Annotated in this window: 19 protein-coding genes and 1 riboswitch; of the genes, 6 read left to right on the top strand and 13 right to left on the bottom strand. The window is 47.1% G+C overall.

Annotated elements, in window-relative coordinates; translation table 11 throughout:
- Positions 1-206: 206 nt before the first annotated feature.
- Positions 207-1,985 carry an aspartate--tRNA ligase gene (aspS, locus tag AYJ58_RS14050; protein ID WP_106650594.1) on the bottom strand — a complete coding sequence of 593 codons (1,779 nt, stop codon included), beginning with the start codon at positions 1,983-1,985 and terminating at the stop codon, positions 207-209.
- 184 nt (positions 1,986-2,169) lie between these two features.
- Positions 2,170-4,980 carry a transporter substrate-binding domain-containing protein gene (locus AYJ58_RS14055; RefSeq protein WP_106650595.1) on the bottom strand — a complete coding sequence of 937 codons (2,811 nt, stop codon included), beginning with the start codon at positions 4,978-4,980 and terminating at the stop codon, positions 2,170-2,172.
- A gap of 150 nt (positions 4,981-5,130) precedes the next feature.
- Here AYJ58_RS14055 and cmoA point away from each other — a divergent pair, with 150 nt between their 5' ends.
- The 4 genes from cmoA (at position 5,131) to AYJ58_RS14075 (ending at position 10,117) form a co-directional block, all read left to right on the top strand.
- Positions 5,131-5,862 (top strand): carboxy-S-adenosyl-L-methionine synthase CmoA, encoded by a 732-nt coding sequence (gene cmoA / locus AYJ58_RS14060; protein ID WP_106650596.1) that lies wholly within the window; start codon positions 5,131-5,133, stop codon positions 5,860-5,862.
- A complete protein-coding gene (gene cmoB, locus AYJ58_RS14065) occupies positions 5,859-6,851 on the top strand; it encodes a tRNA 5-methoxyuridine(34)/uridine 5-oxyacetic acid(34) synthase CmoB (protein ID WP_106650597.1) in 993 nt (330 codons plus the stop codon). The genes cmoA and cmoB overlap by 4 nt, the downstream gene beginning before the upstream one ends.
- A gap of 294 nt (positions 6,852-7,145) precedes the next feature.
- On the top strand, positions 7,146-9,005 hold the full coding sequence (locus tag AYJ58_RS14070; protein WP_106650598.1) for a M3 family metallopeptidase: 1,860 nt from the start codon (positions 7,146-7,148) through the stop codon (positions 9,003-9,005).
- Positions 9,006-9,208: 203 nt separating this feature from the next.
- On the top strand, positions 9,209-10,117 hold the full coding sequence (locus AYJ58_RS14075; RefSeq protein WP_106650599.1) for a LysR family transcriptional regulator: 909 nt from the start codon (positions 9,209-9,211) through the stop codon (positions 10,115-10,117).
- A gap of 183 nt (positions 10,118-10,300) precedes the next feature.
- Here the strand turns inward: AYJ58_RS14075 and AYJ58_RS14080 are convergent, their stop codons facing one another.
- From AYJ58_RS14080 to AYJ58_RS14120, 9 genes are all read right to left on the bottom strand, one after another.
- Complete coding sequence (locus tag AYJ58_RS14080; protein WP_106650600.1) at positions 10,301-12,745, bottom strand: putative metalloprotease CJM1_0395 family protein; 2,445 nt, start codon at positions 12,743-12,745, stop codon at positions 10,301-10,303.
- A gap of 5 nt (positions 12,746-12,750) precedes the next feature.
- Positions 12,751-13,014, bottom strand: coding sequence for a hypothetical protein (locus AYJ58_RS14085; RefSeq protein WP_012089301.1), 264 nt, complete (start codon positions 13,012-13,014; stop codon positions 12,751-12,753).
- A gap of 102 nt (positions 13,015-13,116) precedes the next feature.
- Positions 13,117-14,232, bottom strand: a complete 1,116-nt coding sequence (thiH, locus tag AYJ58_RS14090) for a 2-iminoacetate synthase ThiH (RefSeq protein WP_106650601.1) — start codon at positions 14,230-14,232, stop codon at positions 13,117-13,119.
- Complete coding sequence (locus AYJ58_RS14095) at positions 14,229-14,993, bottom strand: thiazole synthase (protein ID WP_106650602.1); 765 nt, start codon at positions 14,991-14,993, stop codon at positions 14,229-14,231. The genes thiH and AYJ58_RS14095 overlap by 4 nt, the downstream gene beginning before the upstream one ends.
- Position 14,994: 1 nt before the next feature.
- Positions 14,995-15,198, bottom strand: coding sequence for a sulfur carrier protein ThiS (gene thiS, locus AYJ58_RS14100; protein ID WP_006081758.1), 204 nt, complete (start codon positions 15,196-15,198; stop codon positions 14,995-14,997).
- A 16-nt stretch (positions 15,199-15,214) separates the two neighbouring features.
- Complete coding sequence (locus tag AYJ58_RS14105) at positions 15,215-16,129, bottom strand: HesA/MoeB/ThiF family protein (protein ID WP_106650603.1); 915 nt, start codon at positions 16,127-16,129, stop codon at positions 15,215-15,217.
- Positions 16,122-18,026, bottom strand: coding sequence for a thiamine phosphate synthase (gene thiE / locus AYJ58_RS14110; protein WP_106651828.1), 1,905 nt, complete (start codon positions 18,024-18,026; stop codon positions 16,122-16,124). The genes AYJ58_RS14105 and thiE overlap by 8 nt, the downstream gene beginning before the upstream one ends.
- Before the next feature lie 2 nt (positions 18,027-18,028).
- Positions 18,029-20,152: a phosphomethylpyrimidine synthase ThiC gene (gene thiC, locus AYJ58_RS14115; RefSeq protein WP_232790814.1), complete on the bottom strand. Its 2,124-nt coding sequence runs from the start codon at positions 20,150-20,152 to the stop codon at positions 18,029-18,031.
- Positions 20,153-20,353: 201 nt separating this feature from the next.
- Positions 20,354-20,452, bottom strand: a riboswitch (TPP riboswitch).
- 167 nt (positions 20,453-20,619) lie between these two features.
- On the bottom strand, positions 20,620-21,840 hold the full coding sequence (locus tag AYJ58_RS14120; RefSeq protein ID WP_106650604.1) for a hypothetical protein: 1,221 nt from the start codon (positions 21,838-21,840) through the stop codon (positions 20,620-20,622).
- Between the two features lie 507 nt (positions 21,841-22,347).
- Here AYJ58_RS14120 and trhA point away from each other — a divergent pair.
- Positions 22,348-23,031 (top strand): PAQR family membrane homeostasis protein TrhA, encoded by a 684-nt coding sequence (gene trhA / locus AYJ58_RS14125; protein ID WP_106650605.1) that lies wholly within the window; start codon positions 22,348-22,350, stop codon positions 23,029-23,031.
- On the top strand, positions 23,007-23,093 hold the full coding sequence (locus AYJ58_RS22230) for a pentapeptide repeat-containing protein (protein WP_373316990.1): 87 nt from the start codon (positions 23,007-23,009) through the stop codon (positions 23,091-23,093). The genes trhA and AYJ58_RS22230 overlap by 25 nt, the downstream gene beginning before the upstream one ends.
- 55 nt (positions 23,094-23,148) lie before the next feature.
- Here AYJ58_RS22230 and AYJ58_RS14135 read toward each other — a convergent pair whose 3' ends face one another.
- Positions 23,149-23,712 carry a tRNA-uridine aminocarboxypropyltransferase gene (locus AYJ58_RS14135; RefSeq protein ID WP_106650607.1) on the bottom strand — a complete coding sequence of 188 codons (564 nt, stop codon included), beginning with the start codon at positions 23,710-23,712 and terminating at the stop codon, positions 23,149-23,151.
- A 188-nt stretch (positions 23,713-23,900) separates the two neighbouring features.
- Complete coding sequence (locus AYJ58_RS14140; RefSeq protein ID WP_106650608.1) at positions 23,901-24,431, bottom strand: NUDIX hydrolase; 531 nt, start codon at positions 24,429-24,431, stop codon at positions 23,901-23,903.
- Positions 24,432-24,550: the final 119 nt, after the last annotated feature.

The raw sequence follows: 24,550 nt of genomic DNA on the forward strand, positions 1-24,550 counted from the left end.
ATAGATATTGATAAGCAAAGAAATGACGGTTCACTAAAACAGACCGAGGCTTGCGCCTCGGTTTTCGGTACTATTTAAACAGTAACTGACAAGGACTAATGCTAATAGACTAACGCCAATCGACTAATGCCAATCGCCTTTCACAAAACGAGTTACACAACGTCGACTTGAATAAGGTCGATTTACAAAAATCCTTTCACGAAAGATCAGTCTTCCGCTTTAACGGCTTTCTCAACCACGGCAATGCCAAGTTCAGCTAACTGCTGCGGATTGGCAAATCCTGGTGCGTTAGTTAGCGGGCAAGCGGCTGTGGTGGTTTTCGGGAACGCCATCACATCACGGATTGAGCTTGCGCCTGTCATCAGCATGATGATGCGGTCTAAACCAAACGCTAAACCTGCATGTGGCGGTGTGCCGTAACGCAGCGCTTCTAACAGGAAACCGAACTTCTCTTTAGCTTCTTCGTCGGTAATGCCCAGAATACGGAATACCGCAGACTGCATTTCTTGGTTGTGGATACGCACCGAACCACCGCCTAATTCGCAGCCGTTTAATACCATATCGTAAGCATCAGAAACGCGATTGGCTGGGTTAGCTTCAAGTTCTGCTGCGGTTACGCCACGCGGTGCGGTGAACGGATGGTGAACGGCATGGAAGCTACCGTTGATCTTCTCAAACATGGGGAAGTCAACCACCCACAGTGGACGCCATTGACCTTCAAGTAAATCAAAGTCTTCACCGGCTTTAAGACGCAGTGCGCCCATGGATTCGGCAACCACAGTCGCTTGATCTGCACCAAACAGGATAATGTCGCCAGTTTGCGCTGCCGTGCGGCTCACGATTTCATTGACTATGCTTTCGTTTAAGAATTTCAGCACAGGTGATTGAATGCCTTCTAAGCCAAGGCTTAGGTCATTAATCTTCATCCACGCTAAGCCTTTAGCACCATAAATGCCAACAAACTTCGTGTAATCATCGATTTGCTTACGAGACAGTGCAGCGCCGCCTGGAATACGCAGTGCAGCAACACGACCTTCTTCATCGTTAGCAGGGCCTGAGAATACCGCAAATTCGACTTCTTTGAGTAAATCGGCAATGTCCACCAGCTCTAAGGGGTTACGTAAATCTGGCTTATCTGAACCGAAACGACGCATCGCTTCGTTGTAGGTCATGCGTGGGAACTCGCCCAGATCGACGTTCAGCATTTCAAGGAATAGACCACGCATCATCTCTTCGGTTTTCGCCATCACTTGCTCAGAGCTCATGAAAGACGTTTCGATATCGATTTGGGTAAATTCTGGCTGACGGTCGGCACGTAAGTCTTCATCACGGAAGCATTTTACGATTTGGTAGTAACGATCAAAGCCTGACATCATCAGCAGCTGTTTAAACAGCTGTGGCGATTGTGGCAAGGCAAAGAACTGACCTTTATAAGTACGGCTTGGCACTAAATAATCGCGGGCACCTTCTGGGGTTGCCTTGGTCAGGATCGGTGTTTCTATGTCTAAGAAACCGTTTGAGTCGAGGAAACGACGCACAGAACTGGTCACTTTAGCGCGGAAAATTAATCGCTGCGCCATTTCTGGGCGACGTAAATCTAAATAACGATACTTAAGACGTTGCTCTTCGCTGTTGTTCTGGTAGTTATCCATGCTCAATGGCAGTGGATCGGCAGCGTTGATGATCGTCAAGGCTTGGCCTAAGACTTCAATCTCACCCGTCTTCATTTGACCATTGACTTGGCTGTCAGGACGGGCGCGAACGAGGCCTTTAACCTGAACGCAAAATTCGGCGCGCAGCGTGCTGGCGACATTGAACACCTCAGGTAAGTCTGGATCATAGACCACTTGGATCAGACCTTCTCTGTCTCTTAAATCTAAAAAGACAACGCCACCCAAATCACGGCTACGATTAACCCAACCTACCAAGGTAACTTCTTGTCCAACGTGAGACTTATTGACGTCTCCACAATAATGACTGCGCATCTAACTCTATCCTTTATCCGGAAACCGGTGCTTTGGAAATAATCAAAACGAGATAAAAGCGGCATTATAGTAAAATAATGCCGATTACCAAAGTACTTCACACTTAGGCGGTGAAGTATCAAACAGTTTTACGCCCTTGACTAGAGGCGAACGCACTATCTGAGCATGAGCGTTCAAAAAAACATCAAGCTGAGCGATAACAACGCCCGCCGCAACTTTTTGCTTGGTACATCAGCTGATCGGCTTTTTTCAATAAACCTATTGCGGTATCACCATCGCGGGGATAAATCACCACGCCAATACTAACCGCTATGCTGACACTGACGCCTTGAATAAGCAAAGGGCTCGACAGTGCCTGTAGAATATTATCAGCAACTTGGGTTGCTGCATCGAGATCTTGCACACGATTTAACAGGATAACAAACTCATCGCCGCCAAATCGCGCCACGGTATCTGAGCCACGGATAACCTTGGTTAACTTTTGGGCAACTTGTACCAGCAATTCATCGCCAATCGGATGACCATGTTGATCATTAATCTGTTTAAAGCCATCCAAATCGATGAATAGCAAGGAAAAGTGTGCTTGCTCGCGCTGATGGGACAGCAAAGCTTGCGCTAATCTGTCATCGAGTAAGGCGCGGTTCGGTAACTGAGTCAAAGCATCGTGGTTCGCCACATGCTGCAAACGTTTTTCAGCAACTAATCGCTGGGTGATCTCACGATTTAAGCGGCGATTCACGAACAACACCGCCACCATCACTGAGCATAAGACTATTACGCCAAATACGATATAACGCAGCCATTGCAGATAGTTAGCGCTTTCTGTCGCCACTGTAAATGATACCCAGCGCGTATATATTTTTTGTTGATGTTGAGCATCAACCAAAGCCAAGGCTTTGTTAATCAGCGACACCAGCGGCGCAAACTGAGGATAAACACCAATATGGCTATGCTGATCGGCAAGATCGCTGAGCAGCGACATTTTTAGTGTCGGATAGTGGCTGGTTTTAAGCTCAGAAGCTAAAGTCACCACTTTATCGATAAACATATCCGCATTGCCATTTGTCACGGCCGCTAATCCGGCCTGCGTATTTGGCACTATGACTAATTTGAGCGAAGGCTCCAGACTCATCAATTGTGCCACCAAATGATAGCCTTCGACCACAGCCACTCTTTGCCCTGCGAGCTGGGCAATATTGAATACCGAGACTTGTTCTAGCTGCGACACTAAGGCCCACGGCGATGGCCAATAAGCCTCACTAAACGCTAAACGCTGCTGGCGCTCCGCCGTTTGGGCGACACTGCCAGCTAAACTCACCTCGCCCTTTTGCAACGCCTCGATTAACGAATGCCAATCATCAAAGGCAACGGGCGTGAGCTTAAGTTTGAGCTGTTCCTTGAGTAATTTGACGATATCGCTGTTGATCCCCGCAAACTCACCCTGTTCATCCATAAACTCCATCGGTGGCCACTGCTTTAGATAACCGACTTTGAGTTCGCCGACACTTTCCACATAGGCCTGCTCAGCGGGACTTAAACTGACATGGCGCTCAGCTTGGGTAAAAACATGATCTTTTGGATTGAGCATCCATTTATTTTCAATATCGGCAAATTCTTGATTGCTAATATTATTAAAGCCATTAGCAATCCGCTGCGTCAGGCCCGGATCATCACTGCGGGTCAACACATAGATGTTGGTGCTAAATTCGAGTTCGGGATACTGACTAAAGTCAGACCAGCCTTTATTGAGCAGCAAATAATGGGATGTCCATGCACCCGAAGCCACAAAGCCGACAATCTCACCTGATCTCGCGCCCGCGACCATAGCATCCATATTGTCGTAATAGCGCAATGCCACTTGGGGTAAGGCTTTACGTAACTCAACGAGATAAGGCGCCGTCGGCACCACTCCGATACGTTTGCCTTTTAAGCTGTCTAAATCGGTTAACTGTTGCTGATAGAGAAAGAGTCGACTCTTAACCGTATATAAATGCCAAGCCCGACTAAGCCCCGTTTTGACATCATCGCTCTCAGGATAACCAATATGGGCATCGGCAAGACCACGGCGAACATCATCCACGCTGGAGTTCATATCGCCAGAAATATAATCAACGGCGATACCGGTTTTCTCAGACCAAAGCTGCCACATATCTACATACAAGCCATGGGGTAAGCCATCAACACCTAAGTCCACAAAAGGCTCGACGCCCAGTTGCATGGAAATAACAATCCCAGCTTGTTGACGTTGATAACCAAGCCATCGTCGCTCCGTTTGCTGGATAAAGTGTGCATCGAGCGCGGTGAAACCTCTATTGATCCTATCGACCAAATCAAGATTGCCTTTTTTGACCGCAGGAACAAATTGCATCGCCTTAATTTGGATACGCGCCGTATTGGGATAATTTGCGGCAATCTCTTGGGATGAAGCGGGATCTTTCAAATAACCTTCTAAGCCCGCAAACACCATAATCTCGCCAGCGGCGACCCCAGCGAGTAATTTCTCACGACTTTCGTAACGTTTAAACACAAGCTGAGGTTCGATACGGTGCAATTCCGCTTCGTGAGACGAAGCCGATACCACACCAATTTGAAAGGGGATCAGTTCTTTAATGGACTTTTTACCCTGCAGGGATTTATGCAAATACAAAAAAGTCCCCACATCGGCGATGGGCACAGCAAAGTCGAACTCTTGCTCACGCTCAGGGGTTTTCCCCATGCCGATATGCACTTGCGCCTTACCTTGCCGCAGTTGGTCAAGGGACTCGTGCCAGTGGCGCGCCACAAAAATCACTTGGGTATGGCTTTGTTTCGCCCATTCTTTCCATAAATCGACCAGTAGTCCGGTCGGCTCGCCGTCGTTGTCGACATATTGATAGGGAAAACTATCTTCCCCCATAACGAGGATTAATGGCTCATCGGGCAATGGGTTTGCCTGCCCTGTTATGCTCAAAAAACAGCTGCACAAGATCACAATTAAGTGGATCACAAACTTCAAGTTGAGCCCTTAGTACTTGATGTACATGTAACGATTTTGTTATCTATGGCGTATTAGACAAAAATTTATCGCAAATTACCAGTATGAGACTTGCTGCTAATCAATGGGATTCGTTAAAATGCCGAGTTGAATTCCCATGAAAAATCACAGATGAACGTTTCTCAAGACACTATCTACGCTCAAGCGAGCGAGCATATTAGCGATTTCCAGTTTGATAACCGTGTAGCAGGCGTCTTCAGTGACATGATCCGCCGCTCTGTACCTGGATATACGCAAATTATCAATACCATAGGCGATTTTGCAGATCGTTTCGTCATGCCAAATACTCAAATTTACGATTTGGGTTGCTCACTCGGCGCCGCGACCTTAAGTATTCGTCGCCAAATCCATGGTCGCCAATGTCGCATTATCGCCGTGGATAACAGTGAATCTATGGTTGCCCGCTGCCAAGAAAACCTGAATGCCTATGTTAGCGATACTGACGTCGATCTGATTTGCGGTGATATTCGCGATATCGATATTCAAAATGCCTCACTGGTGGTACTCAATTTCACCTTGCAGTTTTTACCGCCAGAAGACAGAGAAACCCTGATAGCCAAGATTTATCAGGGCCTAAACCCCGGTGGGATATTAGTGCTGTCAGAAAAAATTCGCTTCGAAGATGCCCCGATCCAAACCCTATTGGAAGAACAGCATTTAGACTTTAAACGCGCTAATGGCTACAGCGAACTTGAGATCAGCCAAAAACGCAGTGCGCTGGAAAATGTCATGAAACCTGACACCTTAGCCACACATCAACAACGCCTAACCAGCCAAGGCTTTAGTCACTTTAGTCTCTGGTTTCAATGCTTTAATTTTGCTTCTATGGTGGCCATCAAGTGATCAGCTTTAGCTCGTTTTACCAACAAATCGCCGATTCAAATCTACAGCATTGGCTCGAAACCCTGCCGAGCATTTTAGGTAAGTGGCAACGGGAACATAAACACGGCAACTTGCCAAAGTGGGAAAAAGTGCTCAACAAGCTGCACTATCCTGCTCCCGACCAAGTGGATTTTATCGATAGCGTGACCGTCGGTAGTGGCGAGCAACTGAGCCCAGGCGAAAAAGAGAAGTTAGAAAACCTACTGCGCCTATTTATGCCATGGCGTAAAGGCCCCTTCCACATTCACGGTATCCATATCGATACCGAATGGCGCAGTGACTGGAAATGGGATCGCGTAAAGCAACATATTTCACCGCTGAAAAACCGTACTGTGCTCGATGTCGGTTGCGGCAGTGGTTATCACATGTGGCGCATGTTGGGCTCAGGTGCCAAACGTGTCGTCGGTATCGATCCTTCACCGTTGTTTTTATGTCAGTTTGAAGCGGTAAAACGGTTAGCGGGTACACATCATCCCGTGCACTTGTTGCCCCTTGGCATTGAAGAGTTGCCACCGCTCGATGCATTCGACACCGTTTTTTCCATGGGCGTTTTGTATCACAGACGCTCTCCTATCGATCACTTGCTACAACTGCGTGATCAGTTGCGCACCGGTGGTGAGCTAGTGTTAGAAACGTTAGTGATAGATGGCGACGAAAACGCCGTACTCGTGCCTCAGGATAGATATGGCAAAATGAATAATGTATGGTTCATTCCGTCAGTTGCCGCGCTCATGCTCTGGTTAAAGAAGTGTGATTTTACCGACATACGTTGTGTCGATACCGATGTCACTGCCCTTGCTGAGCAACGCCGTACCAACTGGATGCCTAACGAGTCACTGGTTGAATACTTAAATCCTAACGACATCACCAAAACAGTTGAAGGTTATCCTGCGCCCAAACGTGCTACGATTATCGCAGTGAAAAATCAACCTAATCAAGATTTAACCTGACCTTTTCAGTCTGAAGTCTGCAAATATCAGCCATAGCGTCCTCAATGTTCGAGTAGGTAATGGCTGATATCAATCGCCGAAAAATCACTATTCCTCTCGTTTATCTGGAATATACAAGTGTTCAGCCGCTCATTGTTACTCCTTCCTGAATAGCAATACATTTGCGACTCTCACCCTTACCGTTGACATCCATAACATAACAGGGTTTCATGCATAACAATGACTTGAAGCTAGCTCAATTAGATACTAAGCCAAAGTTAACTCATTCCATCACAAATGCAGAACACATAACCCATGTTAAAACCCACTTTACTGGTTAGCCTGCTTGGCTTGAGCCTTTATGCTACAAATGCCGCCTACGCGGCGCCAAGTCCTGTCCCCCTCTTAGTGGAGCAATGTCTGCGTTTGCCAAACATTGAGCTTGCATCAGCCTTCTCCAACGCACGCTTAACAACAGCACAATTAACCTTGGCTCAGCAGGCGCTTATTTTTGAGCAACAGACGATAGGACTCAATAATATCAACGATAGGCTCAACTATTACCGTGGGTTTAACTTACCGAGTGAAGAACGCGAAGGCTTACTCCAATGCCAGTTACACCTCGCCGATACCCTGTCGCAACTTCTCAACCAAGCAGAATTTAGCCAACTGGCTTACGCATTAGCCCAAGGTAATGCAGAACAAATACTGTTGAGCCAACAGTTTAAACAGTTACTTCAACAGCATTGGAGTGCCGAGGAAAAAGCGAAATTGCATACGGCGCAGGCCAGCATAGGCCAAGGGTTAGGCAGTCAACAATTTAGTCTTGCCTTCAATGACAGCCAATGCCAACCCGAACCGACTCAGCAGCAACATTATCTGCATAAAGAAGATGATAAAAATGACGAGCTGAAGCGTAGCAGTGCAAAGCAAAGCGATTTTTCGGGCACTATCGTCAGCTACTTACTGACACAGGAAAACGCCCTATGTCGCCAAAATGTATGGCAAGCCTACCAAGCTAGAGCGAGTGAAACCAATCAAACGGCATTACAGCGAATTGCAGAGCAGCGCCAACAAGCCGCCACTGCGGCAGGCTTTACCGATTACAGCGCCTTAGCGCTTAGTTCGCAGCAGTTATCGTCCACTGCCTTAGTCAAAGCCTTTCTCGATAGCCAAACCCAAGATTTGCAAGTGGCTCCCTGGGATATTGGACGTACCCTGTCACAACAAGCATCAGCCAAGGGCCCCACATGGCAGACCTCAGACGTCTTGAGTCGCAGCTTTACTTATCTGCAAGTGTTTGGTTTACAGTTTGAGACCATAGCAACCGCCAACGCCGAGAAAACACCAACCGATCCTAATCGGCCGCATATTGTCAGGGTCTACCACCAGCAAAGATTGCTGGGTGAAATCTATGTGGCGTACAACCAAAATCCACAGCAAAGTAGTCAACAGCAGACATTGCGCCAAAGTGTACTCGGCCAGCAATTTGGACAACAGGCGTTGGATCTTAAGCCGCAGCTGAGTAACTACAAAGACATTGAACAGTTAACCGAATCCATCGCAGAAGCAGTGGCGTCCCTTGCTAAAGCGAGCCATTTCTACCTCAACAATGCCATGGGGCAGAGTCAGGATAGCTATTTTGTTGCGAGTCTCTGGTTAGCTGAAGTGCTGCGCCATCAACTCTTTCCGCAGTTTGAACAAGATTATTTACACGAGCGTGAAACATTAGCTAAAGCTTATTCGAAACAGCTCAAAGTTTTTCGAGCTAAGGTTGCAGTTAACTTTTATCAAGACGCAAATTCACAAGTCTATCCTGATATCGGTGCAGAGTTTAGTGCCAGCTTTGGCCAAGATTGGCCGCAAACCAAGGATTATCCCTACAGCTTTAATGCTATCGCCAACGAAGGACCGCTTTACTACCAATCACTCTGGCAAGCATCGTTAGCGAAGCTGATTGATCAAGCCACATTAGGCTGCCAAGACAAACTTCAATTATTCAATTTGTTAGTCGTCAATGAAGACGCTTTAAACCTAAGTGAACAATTGAGTGCAGTCATTGGTGCGCCCGTTGATAGTGCTTCGCTGATCCAAAGGCTCTCAGATAGCGATTCGGAACATGCTAGTAATTCTGGCAATCAAGCTTTCGAGTCCACAGGCTCTTGTGCGTTTTAAGTGTTAATACTTAGGATGTGTTTGTGACTCGGTCGGGCGCAAACACAGCAAATCGTCATGATTTGCCTCTCTATCCCCTCAATCACTTAGCGCGACATAGCTAGCAGTATGTCGTGAGAATGACTGACTCTATGATATTTAATTGAAAAAGTCGTAAGAAGTGGCCACTATAAGCCTCAATCTATCGTTTTTTTGAGATTATAATGACTCGAGCTAAATCTACCTTAGAACAATGGCGTATTTTGCAAGCTGTGGTCGATTTTGGTGGCTATGCCCAAGCGGCCGAAAGACTCAACAAGAGTCAATCGTCACTTAACCATGCCGTTGCCAAATTACAGCATCAGTTAGGTATAGAACTACTCGAAGTCAAAGGCCGTAAAGCCTATCTCACCCAGCAAGGCGAAGTACTGCTGCGCCGCTCACGGCATGTCACCCAAGCCGTCAATGAGTTAGAACAACTCGCGAGTAATCTCGAACAAGGGTGGGAACCAACACTCACGCTTGCCCGCGAAATTATCTATCCGATGGAAAGTTTAGTGTGTGCCCTCAATGCATTTCTGCCCCACAGCCGTGGCACACGCATCATCATGCTGGATTCTGTGATCACTGGCACCCAAGAGCTCATTCTGCAGGGTAAAGTCGATATTGCAATCTGTGCAGGGGTACCGCCTAAAGGGTATTTATCCGAACCCTTATGTGAACAAGAACTCTACCTCGTCTGTCATCCAAGTCACCCACTCGCAGACTTAGGCACAATTGAAGACGATAAACTACTGGCACAGTATTTACAGTTAGTGATCAAAGATACCGGCGTGCAATCCAATATTGATATCGGCTGGCTCAAAGCTGAGCAGCGCTGGACAGTCTCTAACTTCCACGAGGCAAAAGTCATTCTTAACCAAGGTATTGGTTTCTGTTGGATCCCGTCTTTTTTAGTCCAAGAGGAATTGGCTTCGGGCAAGTTAGTGCGTTTACATCTTGATGGCAGTCAAAAACGTCGCATCATGTTGAGCCTAGTGATCCCCAATAGGGATCAACAAGGACCAGCATCCAAACTGCTTGCCTCTTTGATTTTACAACAACATGGAATTGAACCGACGAATAACAATTAATAGCAAGATAACCAAACGAGTTCTCAATTCGAGTGAGCAAGACGCTAGGAGCCTAGTCTGACGCTGGCTTAGTGCTTAGTGCTTAGTGCTTAGTGCTTAGTGCTTAGTGCGGAAGAATAAATGCAGAGAGGTTGCTTGAAAAAAGAGAATGAACAGCTGAATGGACATAGTTAAAGCCTAATCTTACACACTAAAATCAACATAGCGTGCTGGTTGCTGACCCAAGTATTGCGGCTGAATCAATCCAGCTTCTTGCGATGTATTATCTTCAACACTTGACTCACTCTGCAGTGACGCACTGCGATTCTCACTCGCACTGATGCTTGAGGGCGACTCGTTTATCTCGTTGGTATCTTTTGCTGCCAGAGTTAGCAGAACAGTAGCGGATTGCGCATTATTAGGCAGCTCGTTTACAGGGGCTAGATTAGAAGGCTGAATATTGACTTGCTGCGTTACGTCAGCACGGACTGAAGGTCCAATACTGGCTTGTGCAACAGCGGCATAATAACGACTTGCGGTACTATCGGGTCTTGGGATAAAACGGGTCGCTAAATCAGCAGCAGTTGATGCTTCTCCAAATGCTAAGGTTGCAGTCGGTGGCTCAATGGTTTCCACTGTCGTTGGGGTATTAACTGAGCCGCTGGTACTCGAGGTATTAGATGGAGTTTCCGAACTAGTATTAGAGCTAGTATCAGTCGTCACTGCGGTTTTGGCCCTCTGCGCTTCAACCCTTTGAATGAGCTTATCGACTGCATCTGATACTGGTGTTGAGACGGCATTTTGGGGCTGAGCAATATTCCCTGACTCATCGACGTTCCCCGTTACTACGGGTGTGTGTTCTTGCAACGGCGGTAGCGCTTTAATCTGCGCATCGGCGCCCACTAAGGTTTGGGTTGTTTGCAAGTCTACAATCTGTTGTTGCCGCTCTTCAGCAAGCTTCACCTTTGCTTCATTCATTTTTTGCAAAGCTTCCGCGGCAACGCGGATATCCGCAGATGAAGGATCAACCGGAGCCATTGCCGCCGCGTACACTTGCTTCATTTTGTTTATCGTTGCGAGTGGATCGCCTCCGACAGCAGAAACATCGATCTGCACTTCACCATCGGTAGCATAACGTTGGCCATCGGCGCCCTTCTCATACTTAAAACTCGGACTCTGAGCATATTGCCCGCCGACTGTAGCATGGGCATGTTCATGGGCTTTAACCTCAGAATCTCTAGCCTTAAGTGAATCAACCTGTTGTTGCTGTTGCGCCTGCGCTTTTTCTTGGGCTTGCTTTACTTGCTCCTGAGCCTGCTGTGCCTGTGATTGCGCTTGTGATTGTTGTTGCTTTGCTTGTTCCGCTGCCACAGCTTGCTGTTTCTGCGACGCTTCTTCCTGTGCTTGCTTTTCAAGCTGATTATCGTTTTTAGCAAAGACATCGGCTAAGGCTTGCTGACGATCATCTGGGTTAGACGCTATAGCAGGATCTTCTACCTGACTGACTTGAGCCTTAGCGTCACCGAAAACCTGGGTAAATTGTTCCAACACTGTCGGTTGAGCAACTTCATTGCGAGCGGATTGATCTGCTGCTTGTGCAAAGTTTGACTGCTCAACAGTCCCTACACTCGCAGCAGAACTATTACTACTTATATTTCCAGAATTTCCAGAATTTCCAGAACTGTTATTTACAGAGCTGTTACCTTCCGAGGTAGAGGGGTCAACTACCGCTGCGCCAGTAAAGACAGTTTGTGGCCCAAACACTGCGGCTAAATCAGGCGTTATTGGAGAAACACTGCCCGTACTCGATGGATTAAAAGCGGGAAGATCTGTGCTACTCGTGCCAATTGAAGAACTCGGAGGCGTAAAAATATTAGCTGGAATACTGCTCGTGACACTAAGACTCGGACTTGTTGTAGATAAGGCGTTTGCGCCAAGGCTAGTTCCTATAGTACTCGTGATTGATGAAAATGCCGGAGTCGACATAGGTGCGGCAATTTGTCCCCCACGCACACCAGAAATGGATCTTGGCCCAGTTAATAAGCTAAAACTGGCATCAGCATGCAAACTCGCCCGATCTTTTAACCCATTGACTTGAGGAGCATTGGTTTTAGGAAGAGTAACCTGCGGCCTTGATTCAGCGAAAGGATTGGCCTTTAGTGCTTGGCTTGCGCCATTGAACGTTGGTGGTACAGGCGTAGCATCAGCGATTGCAAGCGACGCTTTTGCAGCATCAGTACCAGCAACATTTGAACTGACAGGTGTCGCGGTATTTGTCCCGTTGAATAAAGGCGCTGATGATATAGCGGCAGGCGTAGCAGAAAATGTTTGAGTGCTCGAGGGCAATGAACTAGCAGCCAAAGAACTCGCGTTAAAAGATACATTCGGTGATGAGTGGAGAGATTGGGAAACGTGAGTTGCTAATGAAGCAATAGGCGCAGCTTGAACCGGAGCGGTTGAGGTTCCAGTAAAATGTGGTTCATAGGCACCACTCGCTTCAAATTTTGCGGAGCCTGCAGTGTGAGCGCTGGCTCCTTGATAAGTGCTATTAGCTTGAGTCTGGCTTAGATTCGAGCTTAGCGTCTTATCATGTGTCGAAAATGAAGAGGATGGCGCTCCTACCTTAGGTGATAGCGCCACAACCGACATGATTTTTACACCTTAATATTAATGATCGAACCTATCGTTTCTGAATCTGTTTCAATCACTTCTGTTGAGGCTTCACCTTGTCTTAATGACTCATTTGCTGCCAGTAATGCCGAAGTTTTATCGGGCTGGGCAACATCTCTGGTAGGCTCAGCCGGAGTCGCACTTTGCGTCTGTGTAGGTTTGGCCACATCTATCGTTGCTTGAGTGAGCCCAGATTGAGCACTTTGCAAGCCTTGCAGACCGGATGAATAAGCAGATTGGATTTGCATAACGGTATTCCTGCACGCTGTGATTAATGGGTCAATTATTGACCAGCAACGTGCAAAAGTACAGATTTTATCCGCATTCTCAGCATTTATTTACGGCCAGATTTATCCTGTGATCCAATTAGCTTCCCAATCCTTAAATACGGGATTAAAACCCTGCCGTTGCATCTGTTCGATAACTTGCTCGACACTGCGATCATCGCTTATCTCAAATTGATCGAGTTGACTGTCAGGCGCTTGATAGCCGCCCGGTTGCGTCGAACTGCCCGCACTGATTTGAGTGATCCCAAGTGGCAAAAGATTATCCCTCAGCTCAGGGCTTTCCCTTGTCGACATGCTAATATCAAGCTGTTGATTAAAAAGTCTAAATGCACAAATAATTTGCACTAAACCTAGATCCGATAGCATGACTTTTGGGGTGATCCCGCCAGTACAAGGTCGTAACCTTGGTAGCGAAATACTAAAGCGGGTGCGCCAATAGCGTCGCTCTAAATAGTCGAGATGATATCCCATCATTAACGCATCTAAACGCCAATCATCCAGCCCGAGTAATACCCCAAGACCAATTTTATCAACGCCCGCCGCCGCAACTCTGTCAGGTGTTGCTAAACGATAGGCAAAATCCATTTTTTTACCTCGCAAATGGTGACGAGCATAAGTCTCGGGCTGATAGGTCTCTTGATAAATCATCACAGCATCTAAACCTAGCGCGACTAACTGGCGATAATGGTCCTCACTCATGGGCTGAACCTCCATCGCCACATGGCTAAATTGCTGCTTTACCAGCGGCAACATTTGCTTGAAATAATCAATACCAACCTTAGTTTCATGCTCACCCGACACCAGTAAAATAGAATCAAAACCTCTGCCTTTGATAATGGCTATTTCAGCCATCAACTCCTGTTCATTCAAGGTTTTGCGTTTGAGTTTGTTACTCATGCTAAAACCACAGTAATCACACTCATTAGCGCACAGATTCGAGACGTATAGCGGTAAATACATACCCAGATTCGCGCCAAATCGCTGCCGTGTAAGCGCCGCAGAGTGCTGCGCCATGGTTTCGATATAAGGTTCCGCCGCAGGTGATAGCAAGGCCAGTAAGCTACGTAAATCCCCAGCTGGACTCACTAACGCCCGCTCAACATCTTGGGCAGTGCAAGAATACAAATCGAGTAACAGTTTATCCCGTGGGATCTTGGCAAATTCCGCGACAAAACTCATTGATTTAAAAATCCCGTTAGAGGACTGGTATGTACCGCGCCCGTTTGTACTCGGCCAAGCCCAGCTGCAAAGGCACGTCTGCCGCATTGCACCGCCTCTTTAAAGCACTCGGCCATCACTATCGGCGACGCGCTGCTGGCGATGGCGGTGTTGACGAGCACCGCATCGGCGCCCAGCTCCATTGCCCGCGCAGCCTGTGAAGGCGCGCCAATACCGGCATCGATCACCACTGGCACCCGCGCCTGCTCTATGATGATTTTTAAAAAGCTTTCAGTGACTAAACCTTGATTACTGCCAATCGGACTCGCCAGTGGCATAACCGCAGCGCAGCCAACCTCTTCCAAGCGGCGACAGAGCACAGGATCGGCATGCACGTAGGGCAATACGATAAAGCCTTTCTCACAGAGAATTCTGGCCGCCTCTAAGGTTTCTATCGCATCGGGCATTAGGTACTTAGGATCCGGGTGGATTTCGAGCTTAATCCAATGAGTTCCCAGCATTTCACGGGCAAGCTCAGCCGCAAACACCGCTTCCTTGGCGTTTCTCGCCCCCGAAGTGTTAGGCAATAGCCGTACACCCGCTTGGCGTAACGGCGTGAGTAAATCATCAAGCCCCATTTTAAAATCAATTCTTTTCATCGCAACTGTCACTAACTGCGATTTTGAAGCCGTTATCGCCTCAAGCATCACTTGGCTATTGCTGAATTTTCCCGTTCCGGTAAATAACCGTGATTCAAACTCCACATCGGCAATCGTTAACATACTAGCCTCCCGCTACAGCTGAAAAAAGTTCTAATTTATCTTCATGTTGGCAGAGAATCGATTGCCAGCGATTGCGCGGAACCACCTCTGCATTCAACACGATAGCGACCGAATCGAGGGCTATATCTTGCGCGAGGATCACAGCCGCGAGTGAAGTCGGTTCCGTTAATGGCTGCGGGACATTATTTATGTGAATTAAAATCATATCAAACCTCCATACTTTATAGTTTGCTGGGCTTATCGGATAATGAATGAACCTCTTTTGGACCACATACGCCACAATGGGGATCCCGCGTTAATATCGCCGCTGTCCATGAAAGTGATTTAGCGTCGAAGCGCCAAAAACGTCCCAACAAGACATTTTTCGATTCATCGCAACCGCTATCCACACTCAGCAAGAGTTGCATGGCCACCAAGGATTGCATTGACGCCATCACGCCCACGCTGGGGCCGAGTACGCCTTGGGTACTGCAGCTCTGCGACACTCTCGTCTGTTCGGGGAAAATACAGTGATAACAACCACCAGAAGGGAACCGCATTTGGTCGACCGCGAACAATTGGCCGCTAAATGCCGCGATTGACGCGCTAACTAAAGGCAAAGCCGCTTCGATACAGCTGCGATTAATGGCTTGGCGAGTCGCAAAGTTATCGGTGCAGTCAAGCACTAGCACTTTTTTGCCCTGTTGTTTTGCCAGTAAAATATCCGCCAAATGATGAGCCGATGTCGCAGCATTAAATGCCGTTTCATAGGCAGTAACAGTGCAACGCGGTGCTATGCCATTGAGCTTTTGCTTGGCAACTAGCGCCTTATTAAGCCCAATATCGGCATCGTTGAATAACAATTGTCTTGGCAGATTTGATACTTCAACTTTATCCATGTCGATTAAGGTCAAGCGACCAATACCTGCACAAGCCAGATACTGCGCCGCCAATTGCCCTAAACCGCCAAGACCGATAATAGCGACACCAGCGCCGGCCAGTTGTAATTGCCCAGCCTCACCGACTTCAGGCAATAAGACTTGCCGAGAATAACGCATAAAATCGGCATCACTGAGTGTATGGCCGCAGTATTCATTGTCGCTGTGTATATGACCGCAAAGAACCTCTGCGTGACCAAGCGGTGGGTTTTTACTCATGCTTTGCATCCAACTCATGCTTTACAGCCAGTTCTTCAGACAAGCTACATTGCTCCCAAGCTTGGCTCAGCTCTGCAAACGCTGCGACTGGCTCCTTAGCTTTCGTTATTGCGCGCACCACAGCAATATTGCCCACCCCAGTGGCTTTCACCTTTGCCAGATTATCTAAGTCGATGCCGCCAATGGCGACCAAGGGATAATGGTCTTGGAGTAACGCCACATAGTGCTTAAGTTTTGCGAGCCCTTGGGGCGCCGAAGGCATTTGCTTCGTCGTGGTTGGGAATATATGCCCAAGCGCTATGTAGGATGGCGAGTATTGATGCGCCAATAGCAACTCGAAATAACTGTGGCTGGATAGACCTAACGCGAGTCCCGCGGCTTGAATGGCCGCTAAGTCGGTAACGGCGAGATCTTCTTGGCCTAAATGTACCCCAAAGGCATGATGCTTTATCGCTAACTGCCAGTGATCATTAATAAAAAGCTGCGCATTAAAATGCTTACCTAAGGCAATGGCCGTTTGAATTTGTGCTTCTAATTCAGAGCCAACCAACTCAGACTTACCTGACTCACATTTGCCTAAATCAGATTCGGCTAGCACTGCACTAGATAACTCGCTGATGTCGGTTTTTATCCGTAACTGCACGGTTTTAACGCCCGCAACTAACAAACTTTTCAGCATGGTTAAATCACTCACCACGGGATAAACACCAAGATCGGCATCGAGCACTTTAAAACCGTGGGATGAGATGTATTGAGCTGGCGTCGAAGTTATTCTTACCTGAGCGGTTGCCTGATCTGTTGCGGAAAAAACTGTTGCAACTAAGTCATTACCAACATCAAGATGTTGGTTGAGGTGATGACTAATAAAATTACCATCACACAGCCTTATCTTGGCATAGCGGGACAAGTCATTGGGCCACCCCGTACGGGCCAACGGCCCTGGACCTTGCCCTAAACCAATCGCCGCGCTTAAGCCTTGACTCACGTAGGCTTTGGCAACCACCACCGCATCTTGTAATACAAAACCTTGCGCTAACACGGCGGCAATAGCCGATGACAAAGTGCAGCCGCTACCATGGTTATGACGGGTATTAACCCGCGGGCTTGCCAACCAAAAACGCCCATTTTGATGCAGCTCAGAGCTAGCGCGTACTTGATGGCAAACCAGATAATCCTCGGCAAGCCCATGATCCCAGCCGTTGCTCTTGTGGGCATTAGCCTGAATTTGAGCATAAGTGCTATCGTGAGTTTGAGTATCATCAAGAATGTCAGTGCAACCAAAGCTCACATCGCCCCCTTTAGCGAGCACACTGCAATCTAAACTCTGGGATAAAGCCTGTGCTGCAGCAACGAACTGTGCTTTCGTTGAAACATCACTGTGAGTTAACCGCCCAAGTTCAAGCACATTGGGCGTGATAAGTTCGATTAAGCCTTTGAAAGGATTAAAATCTAAGACTGATTTGGCCGTACTTTTTATATCCTGACTGTTATCTACTGCTAATGCATCACCACAACTGGCGACCATCACAGGATCGACAATTACAGGCACTGATGGATAGTGGATTTTAAAACTCGCGATCCAATCTGCCAGCAATGCGACTTGAGATTGATCTGCCAGTAAGCCGATTTTGATCGCTTTGGGTGGCAAGTCGGAAAGTAGAGTCGTCAACTGAGCCATTAACATCGCCGCTGATACGGGCTCGACTAAAGTGACCGCCACTGAGCTTTGCGCCGTCACTGTGGTGATCACGCTGCAACCGTGGCAGCCCAAATCCTGAATCGTTGCCAAGTCCGCCTGAATACCGGCACCGCCGCCGCTGTCTGAACCGGCTATAGTCCAGACAAACGCGGGGCGCTCGGTATTCATGGGCAATTTCCCCCCATGAATACCCAGCATCATTAGGCTTCCTCAGCTTCGGCGACGAGCTTGTCTTTAACGTGATAAATCTCGGCGCCCGAGGCAGCAAATTGTGCCGATTTTAGCGCCATTGCCGCTTCCAACTCCTGCGGCGTCTTGATTGTGACTTGCATAGCTTGGGCAGCCGCTTCAACTTGCTCCGCCTTCGCTTGTGCCGCCTCTAAGCCAGCGGCATAGGCGCGAACATCTTGGGTGATTTTCATCGAACAAAATTTAGGGCCGCACATAGAGCAAAAATGCGCGACTTTAGCGGATTCCTGCGGTAAAGATTCATCGTGATAAGCACGCGCGGTGTCAGGATCGAGTCCTAAATTATATTGATCTTCCCAGCGGAATTCGAAACGCGCCTTTGCCAGCGCATTGTCACGAATTTGCGCACTCGGATGACCTTTGGCCACATCGGCGGCGTGGGCAGCAATCTTATAAGCAATCAAACCTTGCTTAACATCTTGTTTATTCGGTAATCCTAAGTGTTCTTTTGGTGTTACATAACACAACATGGCGCAGCCGTACCAAGCTATCATGGCCGCGCCTATGCCGGAGGTGAAATGATCATACCCAGGTGCGATATCGGTGATTTGTGGGCCAAGGGTGTAAAACGGCGCTTCATCGCAGTGAGCTAACTGCTTGTCCATGTTCTCTTTAATGAGCTGCATCGGGATATGTCCCGGCCCTTCGATAATGGTTTGTACGTCGTATTCCCACGCGATTTTGACTAGCTCACCTAAGGTTTCAAGCTCTGCAAACTGGGCAGCATCATTGGCGTCGGCAATCGATCCGGGACGCATACCATCACCTAAAGACAGGGATACATCGTAGGCGACGCAAAGCTCACAGATCTCACGAAAATGGCTGTAGAGGAAGTTTTCCTTGTGATGACTCAGGCACCATTTGGCCATAATTGAACCGCCGCGAGAAACGATCCCAGTAACACGTTTAGCCGTCATCGGCACATAACGCAGCAGCACACCAGCATGAATAGTAAAGTAATCAACACCTTGCTCAGCTTGTTCAATCAAGGTATCGCGGAACACTTCCCAGGTTAAATCCTCTGCCACGCCGTTCACTTTCTCCAGCGCTTGATAAATCGGCACTGTGCCGATGGGCACTGGTGAGTTGCGGATGATCCACTCGCGGGTTTCGTGAATATAACGACCCGTGGATAAATCCATGACAGTATCTGCACCCCAACGGGTTGACCAGACAAGCTTTTCCACTTCTTCCTCGATGGAAGAAGTGACCGCAGAGTTACCGATATTGGCGTTCACTTTCACCAGAAAGTTACGCCCGATGATCATAGGTTCGGCTTCGGGATGGTTAATATTCAGCGGGATAATCGCGCGGCCACGGGCGACTTCAGAGCGGACAAATTCGGCGGTAATCGGCTCGCCGACTAAGGCACCAAAGGCTTCGCCCTTAGCTTTACGATTGAGGATTTCATCCTGTACCTGCGCAAGTGCCATATTCTCGCGGATCGCCACATATTCCATTTCGGGCGTGATAATCCCTTGACGGGCATAGTGTAATTGACTGACGCGTTTGCCCTGCAGTGCTCTGCGTGGGCGGACAATGGCACTCGAGCCAGCCTCAAAACGCAGATGGTCTAAACCGTCATCGGCGAGTCTTTGTTGGGTAAAGTCTGAGGTTGCGCAGAGTAATTGCTCTGTATCGTTGCGGGCTAGGATCCAGTTTTGTCTTAATTTACCAAGGCCTAGACGCACATTGATATCGGCCTCAGGATCGGAATAAGGTCCGGCGCAATCGTACACGCGGATTGGCGGATTTTTTTCCATGATAGGCGCATCATTTGTACCGCCGACAAGGGTGTCAGTCTGCAGAATCTGCCGCATGCCAACGCGAATATCGGCTCTGGAACCTTCGAGGTAAATCTTTTGTGAATTAGGATGTTGCAGCGGCGCTAACGTATCGATAAAGGCTTGGGCCTGCGCGCGGGTTTCGCGGCGACTCGGCGCCTTAGGCACGATTGATTGACGAGACTCGGTCGATTTATTAGTGATTGTTGATTTATTAGGGACTATGGATTCTGGCGCTGTAATTTCTATCGTATTGGCAGCTACAGCTGGGTTTTGGTTTGAACTGGACATAAGCAATCTCACGTTAAAAAATGGAGTTGCTTGTCTGGAGAATTGCGTTGTTGATAGCTGGACATGGCAATCAATTTTTGTGACCAACACTGGCGTCAAAAATTGAGTTACCCTGCTCAATAACAATTAAATCTAAACATTAAGGCTTAAAACACTGCTGAGTAAACAGGTGTTTAATCCGGTTATTTTCGCGATTTAATGTATGTTATTACGCTTGTTTCCTTCGCAGGTTTTAACCTGATCAGGTTCAACGGATCCCGAATAAACGGTCTCAGCCAAGAGGCACTCCGACAAGATGAATGCGCAGTATAGACAGAAGCGGCAGCAACAAACAAGGAAAAAAGCAATTAAAAACCTTAACTATTAATCCAAAATAAAGACTCACAATCTATTGTTTTTGATTGAAAAAATTAAATAAAACTAAAAAACTTATAATTGACGTGAAAATAAATCATAAAATAAAGTCACTATTTATGAGGTTTGAGCATCATTTTTTTTAATCGGGATTGAATGGCATCATCAATCGCTTGATTGATTTTTTTGCCACTGCAGTCAAATGGGAAGCCTAAATTTTCGGCGTATGGATTAACTTGAGTGCCGACTTGTACCACGCGATAACAAGTATCGCCTTTACGTACAATACGATTTGGATCTAAGGGTAAATCTAGACTCGTTGTGCCACCGAAATCATCGGCGTTAGGGACAAATAACACTTCCATCTCTGGGCTTATTTCACTCATATTCGATTTCTGGGTGAATTTATCGGCCTGTTCACTGACGAGATCATCGAGCGCTTGCTCGCGCTGACGTTCAAAATACTGCTGCGTGAATAAACTCATGCTCGAGCTTGTCGCTATTGTGCTCTCACCTTCTGCTGCAGGCGAACTCTGAGCGCCAAGCTGCGGCTTTATTTCTGTGGTATCAAGCGTATTAGTTGGTTTTTTTGCCGTCACTTCCGCGGGCTGTACTTCACTTTGGGCACTTGATTGAGATTGGCTCGATTGAGTGATGTCCGGTTTAACCGTATCTGGCTTCACTTTTTCCTGCTCTACTTTTTCCGCTTCTACTTTTTCAGAGACGGCTGTTTCAGGCATGACCTTTTTAGGCGTTGGTTGAGGCTTAATAGGAGTTGTAGGCGTGGGAACAGTTGTAGGCGTAACAGAACTTGCCGCTTCAGTCTTATCCTCGGCCTTGCTCTCTCTTTCTAGTGCAGCGCTTTCAGCCTTCTCTACCGCGGGAGCATAAATAAAGTAAGCTTTGAGCGCCGCCACTTTTGGTCCACGGCTTTCTGTTTCTGTTAATCCAAAGGGATTTAACTGTGGGCGCCACAAAATACAGATAAGTAAAAATAAACACACATGTACTAACAGCACAAAAAATAACAGACTTAATCCTTTGAAATACGGCTGACGAGCACGCAAAACGGATCCCGCCCCCAATGCCTGAGCATAGGTTTGTAACGTACAAGACAGTTCAAATTGGGATTCTAATTTAGACTCAGATGCCAAAGCATCACCCTGATCACTGAGGTGATCATCAAATGCAATAAAAGTCTCGCATTCTGGCGATGTGACCGATGACGATGTGACCGAAATAGGCAAATCACTATCAGCATCATCTCCAATCGCTATTGCTGTAGGAGATACTGTCAATAAAGGCGCGGCTTTGGGTTGACGTTGAAAAGGCAAAATCCATCCTTAGGTTTTGTGTAGTCTCAATTGATTTCGATGATGCTAAACGTGGAACCATTGCACTCTAATTCAATATCAATCCAATATCGGGTTACTGAATATTGAAAGCAAATTATCCAATGATTGCATTTACTTGCGAGTGCTCAACGCAGATTAGAGGAGGCAAACAGGGTAAAGTTCAACGCGAAAGCAACACGTTACAAGCGCAGTGCTAACGCCAATGCTTAATTAGACACTTGTCGGTTTAGGCAAATAAGGCTGGGAATTGGGATCACAATCGCGCTAAATTGAAGGGCAAATGCTTGTTAACTCTTACGTCTTTAAGCGGATAACATCATCAATGCGATACGCTGACAGGAATACAAGACGGCGTTAAAAAGATAAAAAGGTGAATACAATAGAAGCCAGTTACCAATTTAAGCTTACGGGTGTACGCTTAAATATGGTGATTTATTTTTCTAACTGATAGACTCAGTCATTATCGTTTGCGAGTGTGTATCTACCATGTCGAGTCAAAGTGTTATAGAACAGCAAAACCCAGCCAATATACCTGCTAAATCTGGGCCATACAGTATTAAAGAAGAGATCGCTAACAGTGTATCCCATGGCTTAGGCGTTATCGCAGGCGTAGTGGCATTGGTACTGATGTTACTCAAAGGGCAAGATCACCTAACGCCAATTCAACTAACAGGCGTTGCCATTTATGGTGCGAGCATCATAGTGCTTTTTTTATGCTCGACCTTATACCACAGCGTTAGCCATTCGGGCTGGAAACATAAACTTAAGATCGCCGATCACTGCGCAATTTACTGTTTGATTGCAGGAACTTACACACCTTTAATGCTGATAAGCCTACAAGGAGCGCAATCGATAGTGATTTTAACGGCGATTTGGTCGCTTGCGATTGGTGGGATCTTATTTAAAACGCTATTTATTCACAAATTCAAAAAGTTAAGCTTAGTCTTGTATCTCGCAATGGGTTGGCTATGTGTGACTGTGATGGGCGATTTAACGGCGGCAATGTCGGAACTGGGGTTTAATCTATTGATCTTAGGTGGGTTATTTTACACCTTAGGCGTTGTATTTTATGTTGGAAAACGTATTCCATTTAACCATGCTATTTGGCATTTATTCGTGCTTGGCGGTGCCATGAGTCACTTTCTGTGTATTTATCTGACTGTTATTTGACTGGCTCTAATTTAACTGACTCCAATTTAACTGACAGTGATTTATCTGTGAGTCAAAACTAAAAGTCGTTAATTATCTATTCAAGTGTTTCCTCGAACGCTTTCTCAAACACCGCAATCAAGCACGGCTGTTCAATTCAGCAAACAGCGACGCTAATAGCGTCGCTTGTTCTGCTCTGCCACACTGGCGCCAAAGCGCAATAATACATTCAGCGGTGCACAAGCCCCCTTCTTGCTGATTACGCCGCAATATAAAGGTGGATTCAGGCATAAATGGCGGCAAACTGACTCGTGCAGCTGTTTTAAGATAGGGGCTCTGGCGCAGCATCTTACGCGCCTCCTGCCAGGTCGCATCTAAAATAACCACTTGGCTCGGCATTTGATGTGCTGCAATGACTGTGGATTGCGCAGGCGCTAACAAGACTTGTGCGTTCGATAGCGCTGGCTCAGCTAACACCGTATCTAAGGCATTATGATCAATGGGCACAGCAGGCTCAGTATCACTTGCTGGAAACAACAATTTAGCCTGCTGGGATGCGAGCATTGCCACTAAATCGTTATCAGGTGCCGTTCTCGACCAGACAATGCTTTTCACCTCTTCAGGGAATGCGGCTAACGCGAGTTGGCCAGTATTCGTTTTGCGGGTTAACTCGCGTTCGTGGGTCAATAAAATAATCTGCATTGCCTTCCTTGCTGCGGCAAAAGAGTGAGAAATAGCCTTAAACGTCCACTGAGTCAGGTACAGGCTCGAAGCACATCCGCTTAAAAGATCAGGTTAAAATAACCGTGTTCAATTGCCCAAAAATTAAGAAAATCAATTTAGTCGTGAAATAAAATCATAGATTAATGCTTTGATTTAAAAGATAAAACTTATAGAATTTCCAATACTATCTGTTTTAGCAGAAAAGTTTCACGCTCTATTGATTGGCCTTTATGGGGATGATTACGCTGAATATCTTCGTTATGAGCGATAGCTTGATGAATATTAAGCCATTCAGGCCGCATGCCATTTTTAATCTCATGGGCTTCTAATCGAGTCTCACCTAAACCACGTTCGCCCAGTGCGGTGTCGATATGGCACACATAACAGAATGACTCCATGTGCACTACGTTCGCCCCTTCACGGTACCAAGGCCGAAACTCTTCGTAACGACCAAAGGGGGCTAACACTTGAATGTCTAAGGCGCCGGTTTCTTCCTGTAGCTCGCGGATCAGTCCATCTTCGAGGCTTTCGCCGTCGTCAATTCCGCCGCCGGGTAAGCTATAGTCGCGGTATTTTTGGGTATAAAGTAGCAAAATATCTTCACCCGATAACACTATCGCGCGGGCAGCTCTGCGGTAAAAAACGCGTGCCGTCTGTAGGTTAACCGCAGGATCTTGGGTGGTTCTCAATAAACGCATAGTCGTAGCCATTTGCCGAAAAGGAGTCGCAGCATAAACGAAAATGTGCCAAATGCAGATCAAAAACTGTTGCAGAGGCAAAAGTCATATTCAGTCCAATCCGAGTGATTGATAGATTT

The sequence above is a fragment of the Shewanella sp. Pdp11 genome, assembly GCF_002838165.1.
Taxonomy (GTDB): Bacteria; Pseudomonadota; Gammaproteobacteria; order Enterobacterales; family Shewanellaceae; genus Shewanella; species Shewanella hafniensis.

Bases quoted from the DNA above. Each gene is read 5' to 3' on its own strand.
- AYJ58_RS14140 (WP_106650608.1), bottom strand. From the start codon at position 24,431: ATGCGTTTATTGAGAACCACCCAAGATCCTGCGGTTAACCTACAGACG.
- trhA (WP_106650605.1), top strand. From the start codon at position 22,348: ATGTCGAGTCAAAGTGTTATAGAACAGCAAAACCCAGCCAATATACCT.
- thiE (WP_106651828.1), bottom strand. From the start codon at position 18,026: ATGCTGGGTATTCATGGGGGGAAATTGCCCATGAATACCGAGCGCCCC.
- thiH (WP_106650601.1), bottom strand. From the start codon at position 14,232: ATGAGTTTTGTCGCGGAATTTGCCAAGATCCCACGGGATAAACTGTTA.
- AYJ58_RS14095 (WP_106650602.1), bottom strand. From the start codon at position 14,993: ATGTTAACGATTGCCGATGTGGAGTTTGAATCACGGTTATTTACCGGA.
- aspS (WP_106650594.1), bottom strand. From the start codon at position 1,985: ATGCGCAGTCATTATTGTGGAGACGTCAATAAGTCTCACGTTGGACAA.
- thiS (WP_006081758.1), bottom strand. From the start codon at position 15,198: ATGATTTTAATTCACATAAATAATGTCCCGCAGCCATTAACGGAACCG.
- thiC (WP_232790814.1), bottom strand. From the start codon at position 20,152: ATGTCCAGTTCAAACCAAAACCCAGCTGTAGCTGCCAATACGATAGAA.
- AYJ58_RS14080 (WP_106650600.1), bottom strand. From the start codon at position 12,745: ATGTCGGTTGTGGCGCTATCACCTAAGGTAGGAGCGCCATCCTCTTCA.
- AYJ58_RS14070 (WP_106650598.1), top strand. From the start codon at position 7,146: ATGTTAAAACCCACTTTACTGGTTAGCCTGCTTGGCTTGAGCCTTTAT.
- AYJ58_RS14105 (WP_106650603.1), bottom strand. From the start codon at position 16,129: ATGAGTAAAAACCCACCGCTTGGTCACGCAGAGGTTCTTTGCGGTCAT.
- AYJ58_RS14085 (WP_012089301.1), bottom strand. From the start codon at position 13,014: ATGCAAATCCAATCTGCTTATTCATCCGGTCTGCAAGGCTTGCAAAGT.
- cmoA (WP_106650596.1), top strand. From the start codon at position 5,131: ATGAACGTTTCTCAAGACACTATCTACGCTCAAGCGAGCGAGCATATT.
- AYJ58_RS14135 (WP_106650607.1), bottom strand. From the start codon at position 23,712: ATGCAGATTATTTTATTGACCCACGAACGCGAGTTAACCCGCAAAACG.
- AYJ58_RS14075 (WP_106650599.1), top strand. From the start codon at position 9,209: ATGACTCGAGCTAAATCTACCTTAGAACAATGGCGTATTTTGCAAGCT.